Origin of the sequence: Roseomonas sp. KE2513, from assembly GCF_016107305.1 — a bacterium.
Lineage (GTDB): Bacteria > Pseudomonadota > Alphaproteobacteria > Acetobacterales > Acetobacteraceae > Roseomonas.
On record NZ_RCVR01000004.1, the window covers coordinates 257,138 to 271,671 of the forward strand.

Below are 14,534 nucleotides of genomic sequence, written 5' to 3' on the forward strand. Positions count from 1 at the left end.
CTTAAGCGGCCGCGGGGTCGCCGGGCGCTGTTTCCCAGGCGAGGCCGACCAGCGCCACCACGCGCCGCCCGCCGGCGGCCGGTCGCGTCACGATCAGTCCCTGCTCCTCGATCCAGCCGAGCAGCCGCCTCGCACGGCCGGCGGATCGGCTGCCATAGGCGCGAGCGATGGCGGCGTCGGAGGGACAGGGCAGACCCTGCCGCGCCGCATGGGCGAGGAGGAGGAAGACGCCTTGCGTGTCCTCCGGCAAGGTGTCCGCGCGCGCCGCGGCCTCGGGCCAGCCGGGGTCGTTCGCGGCCTCTGGTGGCACGCCCGCGCGGGCGACGGCGAGCATCCGGCGGAAGGCGGGCAGCTCGGGCGGGCGCCCGGCTACCGCGTGGATGCGCAGTCGCACGAGAAGGTCCTGGTAGAGCACGCCGATCGGCCGGAAGGCGGCGTCGGGCTCCTCGAGCATGGTGTGGAGGATGGCCGCGATACGCGCCTCGCGCTCGGCCTCCTCCTCCGGCGTCGGTTCGGGCTCGGCAGCGCGGGGCACGGCCGGGCGAGCCTGGGCGAGCTGCGCCAGCATGTCCTGCGGAGGGATCGGCGGCGGACGGCGTACGGCGCGCGGCGCGACCGGGTCGGGGGCGGCGAGGATCAGCTCCCGCGCCTCCTCCGGCGCCGTCTGCGGCAGCGGGGTCAGGGAGGGGCCGGCGCCGCGGCTCTCGGTCTCGACCGCGCCGATGCGGATGGGCAGCGGGCGGCGGGATAGCGCAGGGCCGAGGCCGATGAAGTGACCGCGCTGGAGGTCGCGGAAGGCCTCCGCCTGGCGCCGCTCCATGCCCAGCAGGTCGGCCGCGCGGGCCATGTCGATGTCGAGGAAGGTGCGGCCCATGAGGAAATTGGAGGCCTCCGCCGCCACGTTCTTCGCGAGCTTCGCCAGGCGCTGAGTCGCGATGATGCCGGCCAGGCCCCGCTTGCGGCCGCGGCACATGAGGTCTGTCATGGCGGAGAGCGAGGCGCGGCGGGCGTCGTCCGACACGTCGCCGCCGGCTGCGGGGGCGAAGAGTTGGGCCTCGTCGACGACGACGAGCATGGGAGTCCAATGGTCGCGCTCGGCATCGAAGAGGCCGCCGAGGAAGGCGCTGGCGTGTCGAAGCTGGCGGTCGGTCTCCAGCCCCTCAAGGTTCAGCACGACGGACACGCGGTGGCGGCGCACGCGGTCGCCAGCGGCGGCCATCGCCTCCTCCGCATGGGCGGCGGCATCGATGACGAGGTGGCCGAAACGGTCTGCGAGCGAGGTGAAGTCGCCCTCGGGGTCGATCACCGCCTGCTGCACCCAGGGGGCGGATTGTTCCAGGAGCCGGCGAAGCAAGTGCGACTTGCCGCTGCCCGAATTGCCCTGCACCAGCAGGCGCGTTGCGAGTAGCTCCTCAAGGTCCAGCCGCGCCGGGCCTGTTCCCGCCTGCCCGATCTCGATGCCGACCGTCATGCCCCCTGCCCCTCTTACCCGCCCCGGGCCGCCCCTCCGCGGGCCGGCTCCTATAGGCCGATCGGGCGGGGCTGTGCAGGCCTGGCGAGGGCCCTATTGCTGAGCAAGGCGGGAGACGCAGCCGTACCAGTCGCGACCGGAGACGCCTGCATCCGGCACGGAAAGGGCAGGCATCTCGACCCCCGGTCCCTGCACCGTGGCGGTTCCTCCGCCGAGAAGGTCGCGCACATAGGCCTCGCCCCGCTCGTCCAGCGGAAGGGTCGCCAGGGCCGAGCGGCCGGTGCCGCGGGCGGGGGCCTCCCAGTTGCCGTCCTCGCCGCGGAAGACAATGCGGGCGCGGCCGCTTGCCCGGCGGCTCGGCGCGGCGGCGGAGAAGGTGACGCTCTTGCCTGGACCGGCGGTGATGCCGAGCGTCGCCTCCTTATGCGCGACCTGGGCGGTGCAGCGGTCCCCGGCAACGCCGAAGGACCAGGCACCGTCCACCCGGCTCGGCAGCGGCCGCACCGGCGCGCGCGCCACGCGCGGGGTCACGACCGGCGCTGGCGGCGGGGGGGTCTGGCAAGCGGCGAGGGTGAGGAGCGAGAGGAGAAGAGGCGCGAGTGGCCTCATGAGGGCGGCCCGCCCACGGCGAAGCCGTGCCAGGGGCCGGCCGCGTAGCGCCGGGAGGTGCGGGAGACGGTAAGCACGCGCCAAGCATAGCGTCCCGGGCCGGAAAGCTGCAAAAGCTGCGCGTCGGGCGCCTCCGCATAGGCGGCGAAGGCCTCGCTCCAGCCCTGAGCGGGCTCGGCGGCACGGCCGGTACCGAGGGATACGACCTCGACGAAGAAGGGGTTGGGCCGCGCATCCAGGGGTGCGCTCCAGGCCAGCACGACGCCCCGCCAGCCGGCATCGGGGGGTAGGATTGCCCCTTCCGGCGGATAGACGGGCGTAGCGGCGAGCGGAGCGGGCGCCTCTTCCTGAGGCAGCGCCTCGCGTTCCTCCGTGGGGGTGCCGAGCGCGGCAAGCGCGATCTCGATCGTGCCGGGACGGGGAGCGGCGCCGCTGGCCGGGCCGAGCTGCGGCACGACGCCGTCGAGCCCGACGAGGCGCGCGACCCGCCCGGCGGCCTCACGATCCTCGTGGAAGAAGTAGCTGAGGCTCGGCCCGGCCGGCGGGCGGGCCACCGGAAAAGGCGCGCCGACGGAAATCCCGGCCCCAGCCAGCGCGGCAGCGATCGCACTGGCGCGGCGCCCCGCCTCGGCGACGCCGCGGGGATAGGTGACGACGACCCGGACCATGGCACCCGTGGGCAGCCCGGCAATTCCGGTAGCGGCAGCCGTGGTGGGAGGCGGAGGCGCCGACGAAGCAAGGACCGCGCTCGCAGGACCGGCGAGCTCCGTCGCGGCGCCAGCGGCGGGTTGCGGCACGCTGGCGGGACGGGCCGCCGGGCGGGGCGCTTCGGTCAGGGCCACCCAGGCCAGGCCGCCCAGCACGAGCGCTGCGCCGGTCAGGAGCGCGAGCGCCGAGAAGCGAGAGCGCGGCGGTGGTTCCTCTTCCGGAACCGTGGCGGGCACGAGCGACAGATCGGCGCGGCGAGGCACCGTTTCGGGCGGACCAGCCTTACTCGCGGCCGGTTCGAGGGCTGAGGCATCCTCCCCAACCTGAACGTGTGGCGCGGCTTCGGCCCGCAGCGCGGCCGCCTCCCGGACATGGCTTGCGGTCACGTCGCGCTGGTCTGTCATGTCGGCCTCGTGAAAGGCCATGGCAAGCAGCAGGTTCAGCAGGCGCGGTGTGCCGGCGGAGAGTTCGGCCAGCGCGGCGGCGGCCTCGTCGGTCAGGCGGGAGGAGTCGAGTTCGGCGATGATCATGCGGGCCGCGAGGTAGGAGCGGATCTCGGCCTGCGGGATCGCCTCCAGCTGCACGACCCGGTGCGGCCACGGGGCGATGCGCCGCGCGAGCGCCGGCAGGCCGACGAGGACGGCGAAGCAGCCCTCGCGCTCGGCCACCTCCTCCAGCGTCGCCTCGCTCATCCTGTCCGCCTCGTCCACCAGCAGGACCTCGGTGTCGGGTCGGGCCTCGAGCACTCCCTCGGCAGCGTCGCCACTCTCGAGGCGCTGCACGCGGATGGATTGTGGGCGCAGCGCTGCCTCGATGTCGCGCAGCAGGCAGGTCTTGCCGACGCCGGGCGGGCCGAGCAGCGCGACGAGGTGCTCGCCGGTCGCGAAGGCCTGCAGGATCGCGCGCCGTGCCGCGGCCCAGCCGGCATGGGACACGGGGACGGATCCGCCGGTTGCGCGTGGAATCGTGATCGGGCCCGCTACCATGCCTCTTTATGTCCCGGCGTCCGACTTCGTCACAATGGTTCCGCAAGCGATCAAACCGTATCGGTTCATCAAGGTTCGGTGTCCGGGACGGGCGCGGGCGGCGGCCCGTGCATGGCGGACTGTGCCTGCTATGGTCGGCCGATGAAGAGACTCCTGATCCACGGCGCCCGTGTCCTTCTCCCGAACGCCACGGCTGCCCCGTTCCGCGACCTGCTGATTGAGGAGGGGCGGATCGCCGCCCTGCTGGAGCCCGGCACGGCGGTGGAGGATGCGCCGCGGCATGACGCGACCGGGCGGCTGGTGATGCCCGGGCTGGTGAACGCCCATACCCACGGGCATGGCGGCCTCTCCAAGGGCATGGGCGACAAGTGGGACCTCGCACTGCTGCTGACGCATGCCGGCTGGATAGGCGGCTCGCGCGGGCTGGAGGACAAGCGTCTGGCGACCACGCTCACGGCCGTCGAGATGCTGCGGAAAGGCTGCACCGCCGGCTACGACCTTGCCTTCGAGTTCCCGGGGCCGACGGTCGAGGGGCTGCAGGCCATGGCGGAAGCCTACCGGGCCGTGGGGCTGCGGGCGGTGCTGGCGCCGATGGTGGCCGACCTCACCTTCTTCCAGGCGACGCCCGGGCTGATCCAGGCTCTGCCCGAGCCGTACCGCGGGCGGGCGGCGGCGATGTCGATGGCGAAGGCGGACGACATCCTCTCGACCATCCACGAGGCGGCGAAGGGCTGGCGCGGCGACGACGTGCGGCTGGGCTGCGCGCCGACCATCCCGCTGCACTGTTCCGACGACTTCCTGGCGGGATGCCGCGACTTGGCTGAGGAGCACGGGTTGCGCGTGCAGACGCATGTGGCGGAGGCGCGCTACCAGGCGGGTGGCGGAGAGGTGCGCTACGGAACGACCCTTCTCGCCCACATGGACGCGATGGGGCTGGTGGGGCCGCGCTTCAGCGTGGCGCACGGGGTGTGGCTGACGGAGGCCGATCTTGCCCTGATGGCCGAGCGCGGGGCGGGGCTCGCGCATAACCCCGGCTCAAACATGCGGCTCGCCTCCGGGATCGCGCCGGCGCGGGCGGCGATCCGGGCGGGGGTAACGGTCGGGCTGGGCACGGACGGTTCCGGCTCCTCGGACAACCAGAACATGTTCGAGGCGATGCGCCTGGCGGCCTTCGCCTCCCGCCTCTGGGAAGGGGCGGAGGAGAAGGACTGGCTGGGCACGGCGGAGACCGTCCGGCTTGCGACCGATAGTTCGGCAAAGCTGCTCGGGCTGGAGGCCGGGGCGGTCGCGCCGGGTAAGCTCGCGGACCTGCTCTTCCTCGACCTCTCCCATGTGAACTGGCTGCCCTTCAACGACGCGGCGAATCAGCTCGTCTGGACCGAGGACGGGCTGGCGCTGCGCGAGGTGATGATCGGCGGCGAGTGGAAGTTGCGGGATGGCCGGGTGCTCGGGGTAGACGAGGCGGCTCTGGCACGGCAGGCGCAAGAGGCCGCGGACCGGCTGGCGGCGGCGAATGCCGGAACGCGGGAGTGGTGCGAGGCGGTGGCGCCGCATGTCACCTGCCACTGCCGTGCGCTGGGTTCGCGCTTCACGGCGGCCAAGCGCCTGCTGCCGGCGCATTGAAGGGATAGGGTTCCATGTTGTTGAAGGACCGGGTGGTCGTCGTGACCGGCCCCGCCAAGGGGATGGGCGCGGCGGCCACGCTGTTGATGGCGGATCAGGGGGCGGACCTTGCGCTCGTCGGGCGCGACACCGCCGCGATAGGGCCCGTTGCCGAGGAGGCGCGCGCCAAGGGACGCCGGGCTGAGATCTACGGCTGCGACATCACCGATGCCGCCGCCGTTGAGGCCATGGCCGCCTCCGTGCTGCGCGACTTCGGGCGGGCGGACGTGCTGGTGAACATCGCGGGCGGCACGGGCCCGCTCGGCAAGACCTTCTGGGAGACGACGCCGGAGGAGTTCCGCGACATCCTCGACCTGAACGTCACGGGTTGCTTCCTGACCATGCGCGCCTTCGCGCCCGCGATGATTGCGGCGAAGGCGGGCAAGATCGTCAACGTCGGCGGCACCTTCGGGCTCCGCGGCAAGGCTGGGCGCGCCGCCTATTCCGCGAGCAAGTGGGGGCTGCGCGGCATCACCAAGTCCGCCGCGCTGGAGCTCGGACTGCACAACGTCAACGTGAACTGCGTCTGCCCCGGCATGATCGAGGGGCCGCGCTTCGAGAAGGTGCGGGGCGAGATGTCCGCCCGCCTCGGGATCTCGATGGAGGAGGCGCGGCAGGAGTATTCCAAGGACTACGCGCTGCGGCGGATCAGCACGGACCAGGACGTCGCGGGGGCGGTGCTGTTCCTCGCTTCGGAGCTGTCGCGGCAGGTGACGGGGCAGGACCTCGCGGTGGATGGCGGCTGGGTGATCTAATCCGCTTCCCCCGGCCAGAACCATGCGAGGAGGACCAGCGCGGCCAGGAGCCAAAGGAGGACGACCATGGCCGCGCCCGCCGAGCTGACGGGACGGCTGGCGGCGCGCCGTGCCGCCTCGCGGTGCTCGGCCATGACCTCGGGAGGGATCAGGCGGACGGCCAGGAGGATTGCCGGCGGAAGCAGCAGGGCCTCATCCAGCAGGCCGAGCACGGGGATGAAATCCGGGATCAGGTCGATGGGTGAGAGTGCGTAGGCGGCGATGCCGAGTGCCAATGCCTTGGCGTACCAGGGCGTCCGCGGGTCCCGTGCCGCGAGGTACAGCGCGTGGACGTCCCGCCGGATGCGCCGTGCCCAGGCGACAAGGCGATCCAGCATGCTCTTCCTCCCGCAACGCCGGTCGTGGAACTCGGCCCCCTATTCGCATGAAGCGCCCGTGCGGGATAAGAGGCTGTGAAACCTGCGGAGAGCGCGATGCAGCCGATGGCCGACCTTCTCATCACCGGCGGTACGGTGGTGAACGAGACGGGGCGCTTCGTGGCCGACGTGGCGGTGAAGGATGGCGTCATCGCCTTCATCGGCCATGCCTCCCTCGCCCCGCCAGCGCGGGAGGTGATCGACGCGCGCGGGCGCTACGTCATCCCCGGCGCGATCGACGTGCATGTGCATATCCGCGAGCCCGGAATGACGCACAAGGAGGACTGGACCACCGGCACGCGCGCAGCGGCGGCGGGCGGCGTCACGACCGTCTTCGACATGCCAAACACCGACCCGCCGACCTGGGACCTAGAGGCGCTGGCGATCAAACGCCAGGCGGCGGAGCGGCAGGCGCACGTCAATTTCGGAGTCTACGGCCTTGTGGACGAACGGAAGCTTGAAAGCCTGGAGCCGCTGATGGACGCGGGCGTGATCGCGTTCAAGCTCTTCTATGGTAACACCACGGGCAACCTGCCGGCGCCGAACGACGGCGCGGTGCTGGAGGCCTTCGAGGTGCTGGCGGCGCGCGGGCACCGCTGCACGATCCACGCCGAGAACTCGCCCATGCTCTTCTGGCGCGAGAACCGGATGAAGGCCGCCGGGCGCACGGACGACTACGCCCACTGGTGCGCCCGCGCCGACATCGTGGCGCTGGAAAGCCTCAACCGCTGCATCGTGCTGAGCGAGTGGACGGGCGCGCGCATCCACATCGCGCATGAGAGCTGCGCGCGCTCGGTGCCGCATATCAAGGCGGCGAAGGCGCGCGGCGTGCCCATCACGGTGGAGACCTGCCCGCAATACGTGCTGCTGGCCGCCGAGAACCTGACCGGCGAGGCCGCGCGGGTTGGCCGGCTGAACCCGCCGATCCGCGAGGGCGCGCAGCGGGACGCGCTGCTGGAGGCGCTGGCGGAGGGCACGATCGACATCCTCGGCACCGACCACGCGCCGCACGCGGTGTCGGAGAAGCAGGATCCTTCGATCTGGGGGAATGCCTGCGGCTTCCCGGGGGTCGAGACCTCCATGCGGCTGATGCTGACGCTCGTTTACCAGGGGAAGCTGACGCTGGAGCAGTACGTGCGGATGGCCGGCGCGGCGCCGGCGCGGGCCTTCGGACTCTACCCGCGCAAGGGCGTGGTGCAGCCGGGTGCGGATGCCGATCTCGCCATCGTCGATCCCTCCGCGGAGGGCGAGATCCGCGGGGCGGAACTGCACTCCGTCCGCAGCCGCTTCACGCCCTTCGAGGGGATGCGGACGGTGGGCGCCCCGGTCGCCACGATCGTGCGCGGGCGGGTGGTGATGCGGGACGGCGTGGTGGCCGATGCCCCCGGCTGGGGAAGGATGGAGCGGCCGGTGATGCCCGCCCCCTCCCCCCGCAACCTCGCGACGACGACGGCGGCTATTCTGCGGCCAGGCGCGATGCCGATTCCCTGAGGGACAGGGCGCGCCACACCTTCTCCGGCGTCAGCGGCATGTCGATGTGGTCCAGGCCCAGCGCGTCGCAGACGGCGGAGACGATGGCGGGGGGGGCGCCGCAGGCACCCCCCTCCCCCGCGCCCTTCACGCCGAGATCGTTGGTGGGGGTCGGCACGACGTTCAGGCCAAGCTGGAAGTCGCAGCCGTCACCCGCACGGGGCATGCAGTAGTCCTGGAAGGTGCTGGTGAGGAACTGGCCGCTCTCGGGGTCGTAGCGGGCTTCCTCCATCAGCGCCTGGCCGATGCCGGTCATGATGCCGCCATGCATCTGGCCGTGGACGAGCAGCGGGTTGATGACGTTGCCCACGTCGTCCACGGCGGCGTAGCGGGCGAGGGTCACCTGCCCGGTCTCCGGGTCCACCTCGACCTCGGCGACGTGGCAGCCGTTGGGGAAGTTGCACTCCGTGTCGCGGGTATAGGTGAGCAGCTCGTCGAGGCCGGGCGCCTCGCCCTCGGGCAGTTGCGCGGGGTCGTGGGCGGCCGCGATGACGCGGGGCCAGTCGAGGCCGAGATCGGTGCCGGCGACGCGGAAGCGGCCGCTTTCCAGTTCCACGTCCTCGGGCGCGGCCTCCAGCAGGTGGGCGGCGATGCGGCGGGCCTTGGCCACCACAGCGTTGCTCGCGCGCAGCACAGCGACGCCACCCATCTGGGAGGAGCGTGAGCCGCCGGTGCCGTTGCCCGCGGGAAGCTCGTCGCTGTCGCCCTGGATGAAGTCCATGGCGGAGGGATCGATGCCCAGCCGATCCGCGACGACCTGGAGAAAGGCGGTCTCGTGGCCCTGGCCGTGGCTGAAGGTGCCGACGCGCAGCTCGACGCGGCCCCCGGGCGTGACGCGCAGGCGGGCGGTCTCGCTGGTCAGCCCGCCCGAGGCCTCGATGAAATAGCCAAGGCCGATACCGCGCGGCCGGCCCCGCGCCTGCGAGGCCGCGCGGCGGGCAGGAAAGCCGTTCCAGTCCGCCAGTTCCAGGGCCATGGCCTGGGTGCCCGCGAAGTCGCCGGAATCGATGAGGTTCCCGACGGCGTTGCGGTAGGGCAGCTGGTCCGGACGGATGTAGTTGCGTCGCCGGATCTCGTCGCGGCCGATGCCGAAGGCCTCAGCCGCGCGGTCAAAGAGGCGTTCCATGATGTAGGCCGTCTCAGGGCGACCGGCGCCGCGGAAAGCATCGGTGGGCACGGTATTGGTGAAGACGCAGCGCACTTGGTTGTTGATGGCCGTGCAGTCGTAGACGGTGCCCATGATCCGGGCGCCGCCGGTGGTCGGCACGCGGGGGCCCATGTCCTGGAGATAGGCGCCCATACCCGCGACGGTGCGGATGCGGACGCCGAGGCACTTCGCGTCCCGGTCCAGCGCCATCTCAGCGCGCGTGACCTGATCGCGGCCATGGGGGTCGGACTGGAAGGTCTCGGTGCGGCCCGCCAGCCATTTGACGGGCCGGCTGAGGCGCCGGGCGGCCCAGAGGACAAGGGCGTTCTCCGGCATCAGCTTGCCACGGGCGCCGAAGCCGCCGCCGACATCGGGCGAGACGACGCGGAGCTGCGCGGGCGGCACCTTCAGCGCGTGCTTGGCTAGGTTGTCGCGCACCCGGTGTGTGCCCTGGCTCGGACCGTGGAAGAGGTAACGCCGGGCGGCCTCGTCCCACTCGCCGATGGCGACGCGCGGCTCCATCGGGTTCGCGACCATGCGGTTGTTGACGAGGGAGACGGAGACCGTGCGGTGGGCGGCGCGGAAGGCGTCCTCCACCTCCTCCGCTCTGCCGCTGTCCCAGAGGACGGCGGTGTTGTCCGGCCGGCCCGGCCAGACCAGGGGCGCGCCGGGCTCAGCGGCCGCGGCGGTGTCGGTGACGGCTGGGAGCGGCTCGTAGTCGATCTCGACCAGCTCGGCCGCGTCCTGTGCAGCCTGCCGTGTCTCGGCCACGATCAGAACGACGGGGTCGCCGACATAGCGGACGTATTCGGTCTGGAGGATGTCGCGGCCGGGATCGAAGAGCGGGGCGTCGCGCCCGGGGACATCGAAGAGGGTGACGAGTCGGCCAAGGCCGTCCGCCGCCGCGTCGTGGCCCGTTAGCACGACGCATACCCCGGGCGCAGCCGCCGCCACCTCGATCCGGATCGCGAGGATCCGGGCGTGAGCATGTGGGGAACGCAGGATCACGGCCTGGGCGCAGCCGGGCGGGTCGATGTCGTCTGTATAGCGACCGCGCCCGGTGAGGAGGCGGGTATCCTCTCGGCGGCGCAAGGGCTGCCCGATCCCGTTCCGCTCCATCCCTGCTCTCCCTTCCTGCTACGGGGGAGTATAGGGCGCTAGGCGCGGGCCGGTAGGCGCCGCGCCACCGCGTTCAGCGGGCGATGTCCTCTACAGGGTAGCCGAAGGCGGCAACGCCCTCGGAGAGGTAATCGCCGAACAGCTCCATGCCGGTGAGGTACTCCGCGGCAGTGCCGGCCTCATTGCGCTCCTTGGCAAGGCGCAGTGTCTCCGCCCACTCGGTCGTGTCGTAGTCGCCGCGACCGATCCAGGTGAGCGCGATCAGCGAAGCCTGCTCGTCCTCGTTCAACTCGTCGATGAGGCCCTTGAGGGTGTCGGCGAGGGCGTCCGGGTCGTTATCGTCTTCGTTCTCCTCATCCTGGACGTCCTCGTTGTTACCCTCCTCCTCGAGTTCGCCCACAGCGCGGGCGGCATCAATGATGCCAGCGATGGTCTCGAGGCTGATGCCGAGATCGACCTCTTGGTCGGGGTCTGGGCGATCGCTCATCTTTAGCGCTTCCCTTGATCAGGGTTTCGTTGCCCGCTGGTACCCGCGTTTGGGTGCGGGTGCCCGGCGGCCGGGTTTGCAGCCCTGTGCTCGGGGCTACTCTTCCGGGCGTTCAATCATCCGGCGCCCACGGATCGGAGAGATATCCACGGGACCACCGAGCGCCTGGCCCAGCTCGGAACGGTCGCCCGCCTGGAATTCGCCGGGGGACACCGGCTCGGCCGCTGTGCCGGCGGCGGGGTCGTCGCCCCGCTCCTCGGCCATGCGGCCATGGGCCTGGCGTCGGGCCAGGGGATTGTCCTGGATGGGGTCGACGTGGGTAACGCTCGTGTCCGGGGCGGGCTCGCGCTTGCGGTCGGGGCGGTCGCTCATGGCTGCATTCCTTCAGTCAGCCCTGGAACGCGACCCTTCCGGGGAGGTTGCCCCGCCGGCCTTGCCAGGGCGCGCCGCCGCACGCAGGCTCCGCGCCGAAAGCAAGGTGGGAGAGGTCCATGGCGGATCGGTTCGCGGTGGTCACCGGAGGGGGACAGGGGATCGGGCGGGCGGCGGCTCAGGCGCTGATGGCCGAGGGATGGCACGTGGCCGTGCTCGGCCGCCGCATGGCGACGCTGGAGGAGACGGTGGCCGGGCAGGCGCATGGCGCCGCGATCGCCGCCGACGTGGGGGACCGGACTCAGGTGGAGGCCGCCTTCAAGGAGGTGCTGTCCCGCTTCGGCCGACTGGACCTGCTGTTCAACAATGCCGGGCGCGGGGCGCCGGCGGTGGACTTTGATGAACTGTCGCCCGAGGACTGGCACGGGGTGGTCGCGGCCAACCTAAACGGCACGTTCTTCTGTGCCCAGGCCGCCTACCGCATCATGAAGAACCAGGCGCCAAAGGGCGGGCGGATCATCAACAACGGTTCGATCAGCGCCCATGCGCCGCGACCCGGGGCCGCCGCCTACACCGCCACGAAGCACGCCGTCACCGGGTTGACAAAGCAGATCGCGCTCGACGGCCGGAAGCACGACATCACCGCCGGGCAGGTCGATATCGGCAACGCCGCGACGCCAATGACGGAGCGCATGACGAAAGGCGTGCTGCAGCCGGACGGCTCGATGATGGTTGAGCCGCGGATGGACGTGGCCCTCGTGGGCAAGGCGGTGGCTCATATGGCCTCCCTGCCGCTGGAAGCGAACATCCCCTTCATGACCATCATGGCGACGAAGATGCCCTTCCTCGGGCGGGGGTGAGCTCTTCTGGGCCCGGAGAGGGCGGTTCCCTCTCCGGGCGCGTGCGGCAGTGCCTCGGACACCGCCAGGAGCTTGGTCGGGACCCGTAGGTCCAACCCAAGCGTGCATCCGGCTGTCGCGGAGGCAATAGATGGGGTCGGCTCTTACCGGTAGCCTACCTGGGGGTGCGGTCGCCCCAGGCGCATGTTCCGCGGCGCACTGGCCCTGAAGGTTCTTCAAATCCAAGAAAAAGGTAATGGTGAGAGGGCCGGGGAGAGGAAGAATTTCTTCTTCCGGTTCCCGGACTCACCCGCGAGCTCCCTCTATCGGGCTCGCGCGATGCAGAACTCGACGATCCCCGCGAGGGCCCGGCGCTCCGGGCAGTCTGGGAAGATCGAGAGGGAATCCAAGGCGCGGGCGCCGTAGTCGCGGGCGCGCTGGATGGTGGCGGCCAGGGTGCCGCGGGACTGCATAAGGGCGATGGCGCGGTCGAGATCGCCTTCGGCCTGGTCGCGATCCTCAAGCACGCGGCGCCAGAAGCCGCGCTCGGCCTCGTCGGCGGCCCCAAAGGCGAGGAGGACCGGGAGGGTTATCTTGCCCTCGCGGAAGTCGTCGCCAACCGTCTTGCCGAGCGCCGCCTGGCTGGCGGAGTAGTCGAGCGCGTCGTCCACGAGCTGGAAGGCGACGCCGAGACAGTGGCCGTACTCGCGTAGGGCTTCCGCCTCGTTCTGAGGACGGTCCGCGACGACGGCGCCGATCTCCGTCGCTGCGGCGAAAAGGGCGGCAGTCTTGCCCTCGATCACCTCGAGGTATTGCTGCTCGGTTGTGGCGGTATCGTTCTGGGTAACGAGCTGGAGGACCTCGCCCTCGGCGATGGTGGCCGACGCGGTGGCGAGGATGTCTAGAACCCGGAGCGATCCGTCCGCCACCATCACCTGGAAGGCGCGGGCGAAGAGGAAGTCGCCCACCAGCACGCTCGGCTTGTTGCCGAAGACGGCATTGGCGCTGGGGGCGCCGCGGCGGAGCGCGCTCTCGTCTACGACATCGTCGTGCAGGAGGGTCGCGGTGTGGATGAACTCCACGCAGGCTGCGAGCGCGACGTGACGCTGGCCGCGATGCCCGCAGAGGCGGGCGGCCGCGAGGGTCAGCAGCGGACGGATCCGCTTGCCCCCGGCCGCCACAAGGTGGGCGGCGAGCTGAGGAATAAGGGCGACCGGGCTCTGCATCCGCTCCACGATGAGGCGGTTGCAGGCTTCGAGGTCGGTGCGGACGAGATCGGTGAGGACCTCCAGCGCGTGTTCAGGATCGGGCGCGGGGTGCATGCTTAGGGCTCGAACGAGGGGCGCGGCTGGATCAGGCGCGGTGGTGGCGCTCACGCGGGCATTGACCTGTCCATGGGGGCCGGCACCATAGCCACGGGGTGGGCAGGCAGCAACCGGCCCCCGCCAGGAGGAACCGGATGATCCGCGTGCTGCTCTCGGAGGGGGATCCAGTCCGCCTGGGTTTCCTCCAGGCCCTGCTGCGCGACGGCGGGCTGAGGCCGCTGCTGCTGGACAGCCATGTGAGCGCGGTGGAGGGCCGGATCGGCGCCTTTCCACAGCGCTTGGCCGTGCCCGAGGAGCAGGCTGCCGCCGCCGAGGCCCTGCTGCGCGAGGCCGGGGAGTGGGTAGCGCGCTGACTGCGGCGGGGCCGGTCCAGTCGCTGCTCGGCGGGCGTGTGCGGCTCCGCCAGCCGGCGGAGGGGCTGGGCGCGGGACTCGACGCGGTGATGCTGGCGGCCTCGGTAGCCGCGCCGGCAGGCGGTTTGATGCTGGATGCCGGCTGCGGGGCCGGCGCGGTCTTCCTCTGTGCCCTGGCCCGGCTGCCGGCGTTGCGGGCTGTGGCCGTGGAGCGGGACCCTCTGCTAGCGGCTCTGGCGCGGGAGAACGCGGCGCTGAATGGCTGGGCCGACCGCGTCGAGGTGGTGGAGGGCGACGTGGCTGACCCCGCACTGCGCGCCCGGCTTCCTGCCTGCGAGATGACGGTCAGCAACCCGCCCTTCTGGTCCGATGGCTCCGCACCGCCGCGGGCGATCCGCGCCGGTGCCACCCATGGCGCGGAGGTGGGGCTCGACGCCTGGGCGCGGCTGCTGGCGGGTGCGCTGGGGCGCGGGGGCCGGGCTGCCCTGGTGCTGCCGGCGGCGCGCCTTGAGGAAGGGCTGGGCGCGTTGCGGTCCGCCGGGCTGGGCGGCACGGAGGTTATGCCCCTTTGGCCGCGCGCCGGACGGGCCGCCAAGCGGGTGCTGCTGCGGGCCCGCCGCGCACCACGGGCGCGTAATGCCCTGCTCCCCGGACTCGTGCTGCACGACGAGGATGGCTGGACCGCGGCAGCGGACGCGGTGCTGCGGGGACAGGCGCTGGAATGGATAGGGAGCTGAGGGCCACGCGCCCGTAGC

14 protein-coding genes are annotated in these 14,534 nt (G+C 71.7%); 6 read left to right on the forward strand and 8 right to left on the reverse strand.

Features of this window, described 5'->3' with window-relative positions; translation table 11 throughout:
• Position 1: 1 nt before the first annotated feature.
• The 3 genes from D9599_RS06370 to D9599_RS06380 form a co-directional block, all read right to left on the reverse strand.
• Positions 2 to 1,471 (reverse strand): ATP-binding protein, encoded by a 1,470-nt coding sequence (locus D9599_RS06370; RefSeq protein ID WP_198380368.1) that lies wholly within the window; start codon positions 1,469 to 1,471, stop codon positions 2 to 4.
• A 93-nt stretch (positions 1,472 to 1,564) separates the two neighbouring features.
• Positions 1,565 to 2,080: a hypothetical protein gene (locus D9599_RS06375; RefSeq protein WP_198380369.1), complete on the reverse strand. Its 516-nt coding sequence runs from the start codon at positions 2,078 to 2,080 to the stop codon at positions 1,565 to 1,567.
• Positions 2,077 to 3,723: an AAA family ATPase gene (locus D9599_RS06380; RefSeq protein WP_198380370.1), complete on the reverse strand. Its 1,647-nt coding sequence runs from the start codon at positions 3,721 to 3,723 to the stop codon at positions 2,077 to 2,079. The genes D9599_RS06375 and D9599_RS06380 overlap by 4 nt, the downstream gene beginning before the upstream one ends.
• Positions 3,724 to 3,915: 192 nt before the next feature.
• Between D9599_RS06380 and D9599_RS06385 the strand changes: the two genes are divergently transcribed.
• Together D9599_RS06385 and D9599_RS06390 are read left to right on the forward strand one after the other, a co-directional pair.
• Complete coding sequence (locus tag D9599_RS06385; protein ID WP_198380371.1) at positions 3,916 to 5,397, forward strand: amidohydrolase family protein; 1,482 nt, start codon at positions 3,916 to 3,918, stop codon at positions 5,395 to 5,397.
• A gap of 14 nt (positions 5,398 to 5,411) precedes the next feature.
• Positions 5,412 to 6,191: an SDR family NAD(P)-dependent oxidoreductase gene (locus tag D9599_RS06390; protein WP_198380372.1), complete on the forward strand. Its 780-nt coding sequence runs from the start codon at positions 5,412 to 5,414 to the stop codon at positions 6,189 to 6,191.
• On the opposite strand, the gene D9599_RS06395 is transcribed toward D9599_RS06390, so the two are convergent.
• Complete coding sequence (locus D9599_RS06395) at positions 6,188 to 6,568, reverse strand: YkvA family protein (RefSeq protein ID WP_198380373.1); 381 nt, start codon at positions 6,566 to 6,568, stop codon at positions 6,188 to 6,190. The genes D9599_RS06390 and D9599_RS06395 overlap by 4 nt on opposite strands.
• Before the next feature lie 96 nt (positions 6,569 to 6,664).
• Between D9599_RS06395 and D9599_RS06400 the strand changes: the two genes are divergently transcribed.
• Positions 6,665 to 8,098, forward strand: coding sequence for a dihydroorotase family protein (locus D9599_RS06400; protein ID WP_232480194.1), 1,434 nt, complete (start codon positions 6,665 to 6,667; stop codon positions 8,096 to 8,098).
• Here D9599_RS06400 and D9599_RS06405 read toward each other — a convergent pair.
• From D9599_RS06405 to D9599_RS06415, 3 genes are all read right to left on the reverse strand, one after another.
• Positions 8,064 to 10,403 carry a xanthine dehydrogenase family protein molybdopterin-binding subunit gene (locus D9599_RS06405; protein ID WP_198380374.1) on the reverse strand — a complete coding sequence of 780 codons (2,340 nt, stop codon included), beginning with the start codon at positions 10,401 to 10,403 and terminating at the stop codon, positions 8,064 to 8,066. The two genes, D9599_RS06400 and D9599_RS06405, sit on opposite strands and share 35 nt — an antisense overlap.
• Before the next feature lie 73 nt (positions 10,404 to 10,476).
• The gene (locus D9599_RS06410; RefSeq protein ID WP_198380375.1) at positions 10,477 to 10,890 is read right to left on the reverse strand and encodes a DUF3775 domain-containing protein; all 414 of its coding nucleotides are present in this window, start codon (positions 10,888 to 10,890) and stop codon (positions 10,477 to 10,479) included.
• Between the two features lie 96 nt (positions 10,891 to 10,986).
• Positions 10,987 to 11,262: a hypothetical protein gene (locus D9599_RS06415; RefSeq protein ID WP_198380427.1), complete on the reverse strand. Its 276-nt coding sequence runs from the start codon at positions 11,260 to 11,262 to the stop codon at positions 10,987 to 10,989.
• Between the two features lie 119 nt (positions 11,263 to 11,381).
• Here D9599_RS06415 and D9599_RS06420 point away from each other — a divergent pair, with 119 nt between their 5' ends.
• Entirely contained in the window at positions 11,382 to 12,122 is a 741-nt protein-coding gene (locus tag D9599_RS06420) for an SDR family oxidoreductase (RefSeq protein ID WP_198380376.1), read from the forward strand.
• Positions 12,123 to 12,424: 302 nt separating this feature from the next.
• Here D9599_RS06420 and D9599_RS06425 read toward each other — a convergent pair whose 3' ends face one another.
• Entirely contained in the window at positions 12,425 to 13,423 is a 999-nt protein-coding gene (locus D9599_RS06425) for a polyprenyl synthetase family protein (protein WP_198380377.1), read from the reverse strand.
• A 137-nt stretch (positions 13,424 to 13,560) separates the two neighbouring features.
• On the opposite strand from D9599_RS06425, the gene D9599_RS06430 reads away from it, so the two are divergent.
• Together D9599_RS06430 and D9599_RS06435 are read left to right on the forward strand one after the other, a co-directional pair.
• Positions 13,561 to 13,779, forward strand: a complete 219-nt coding sequence (locus D9599_RS06430; protein ID WP_232480195.1) for a putative signal transducing protein — start codon at positions 13,561 to 13,563, stop codon at positions 13,777 to 13,779.
• Complete coding sequence (locus D9599_RS06435) at positions 13,764 to 14,516, forward strand: methyltransferase (RefSeq protein WP_309228557.1); 753 nt, start codon at positions 13,764 to 13,766, stop codon at positions 14,514 to 14,516. Before D9599_RS06430 ends, D9599_RS06435 begins: the two co-directional genes overlap by 16 nt.
• Positions 14,517 to 14,534: the final 18 nt, after the last annotated feature.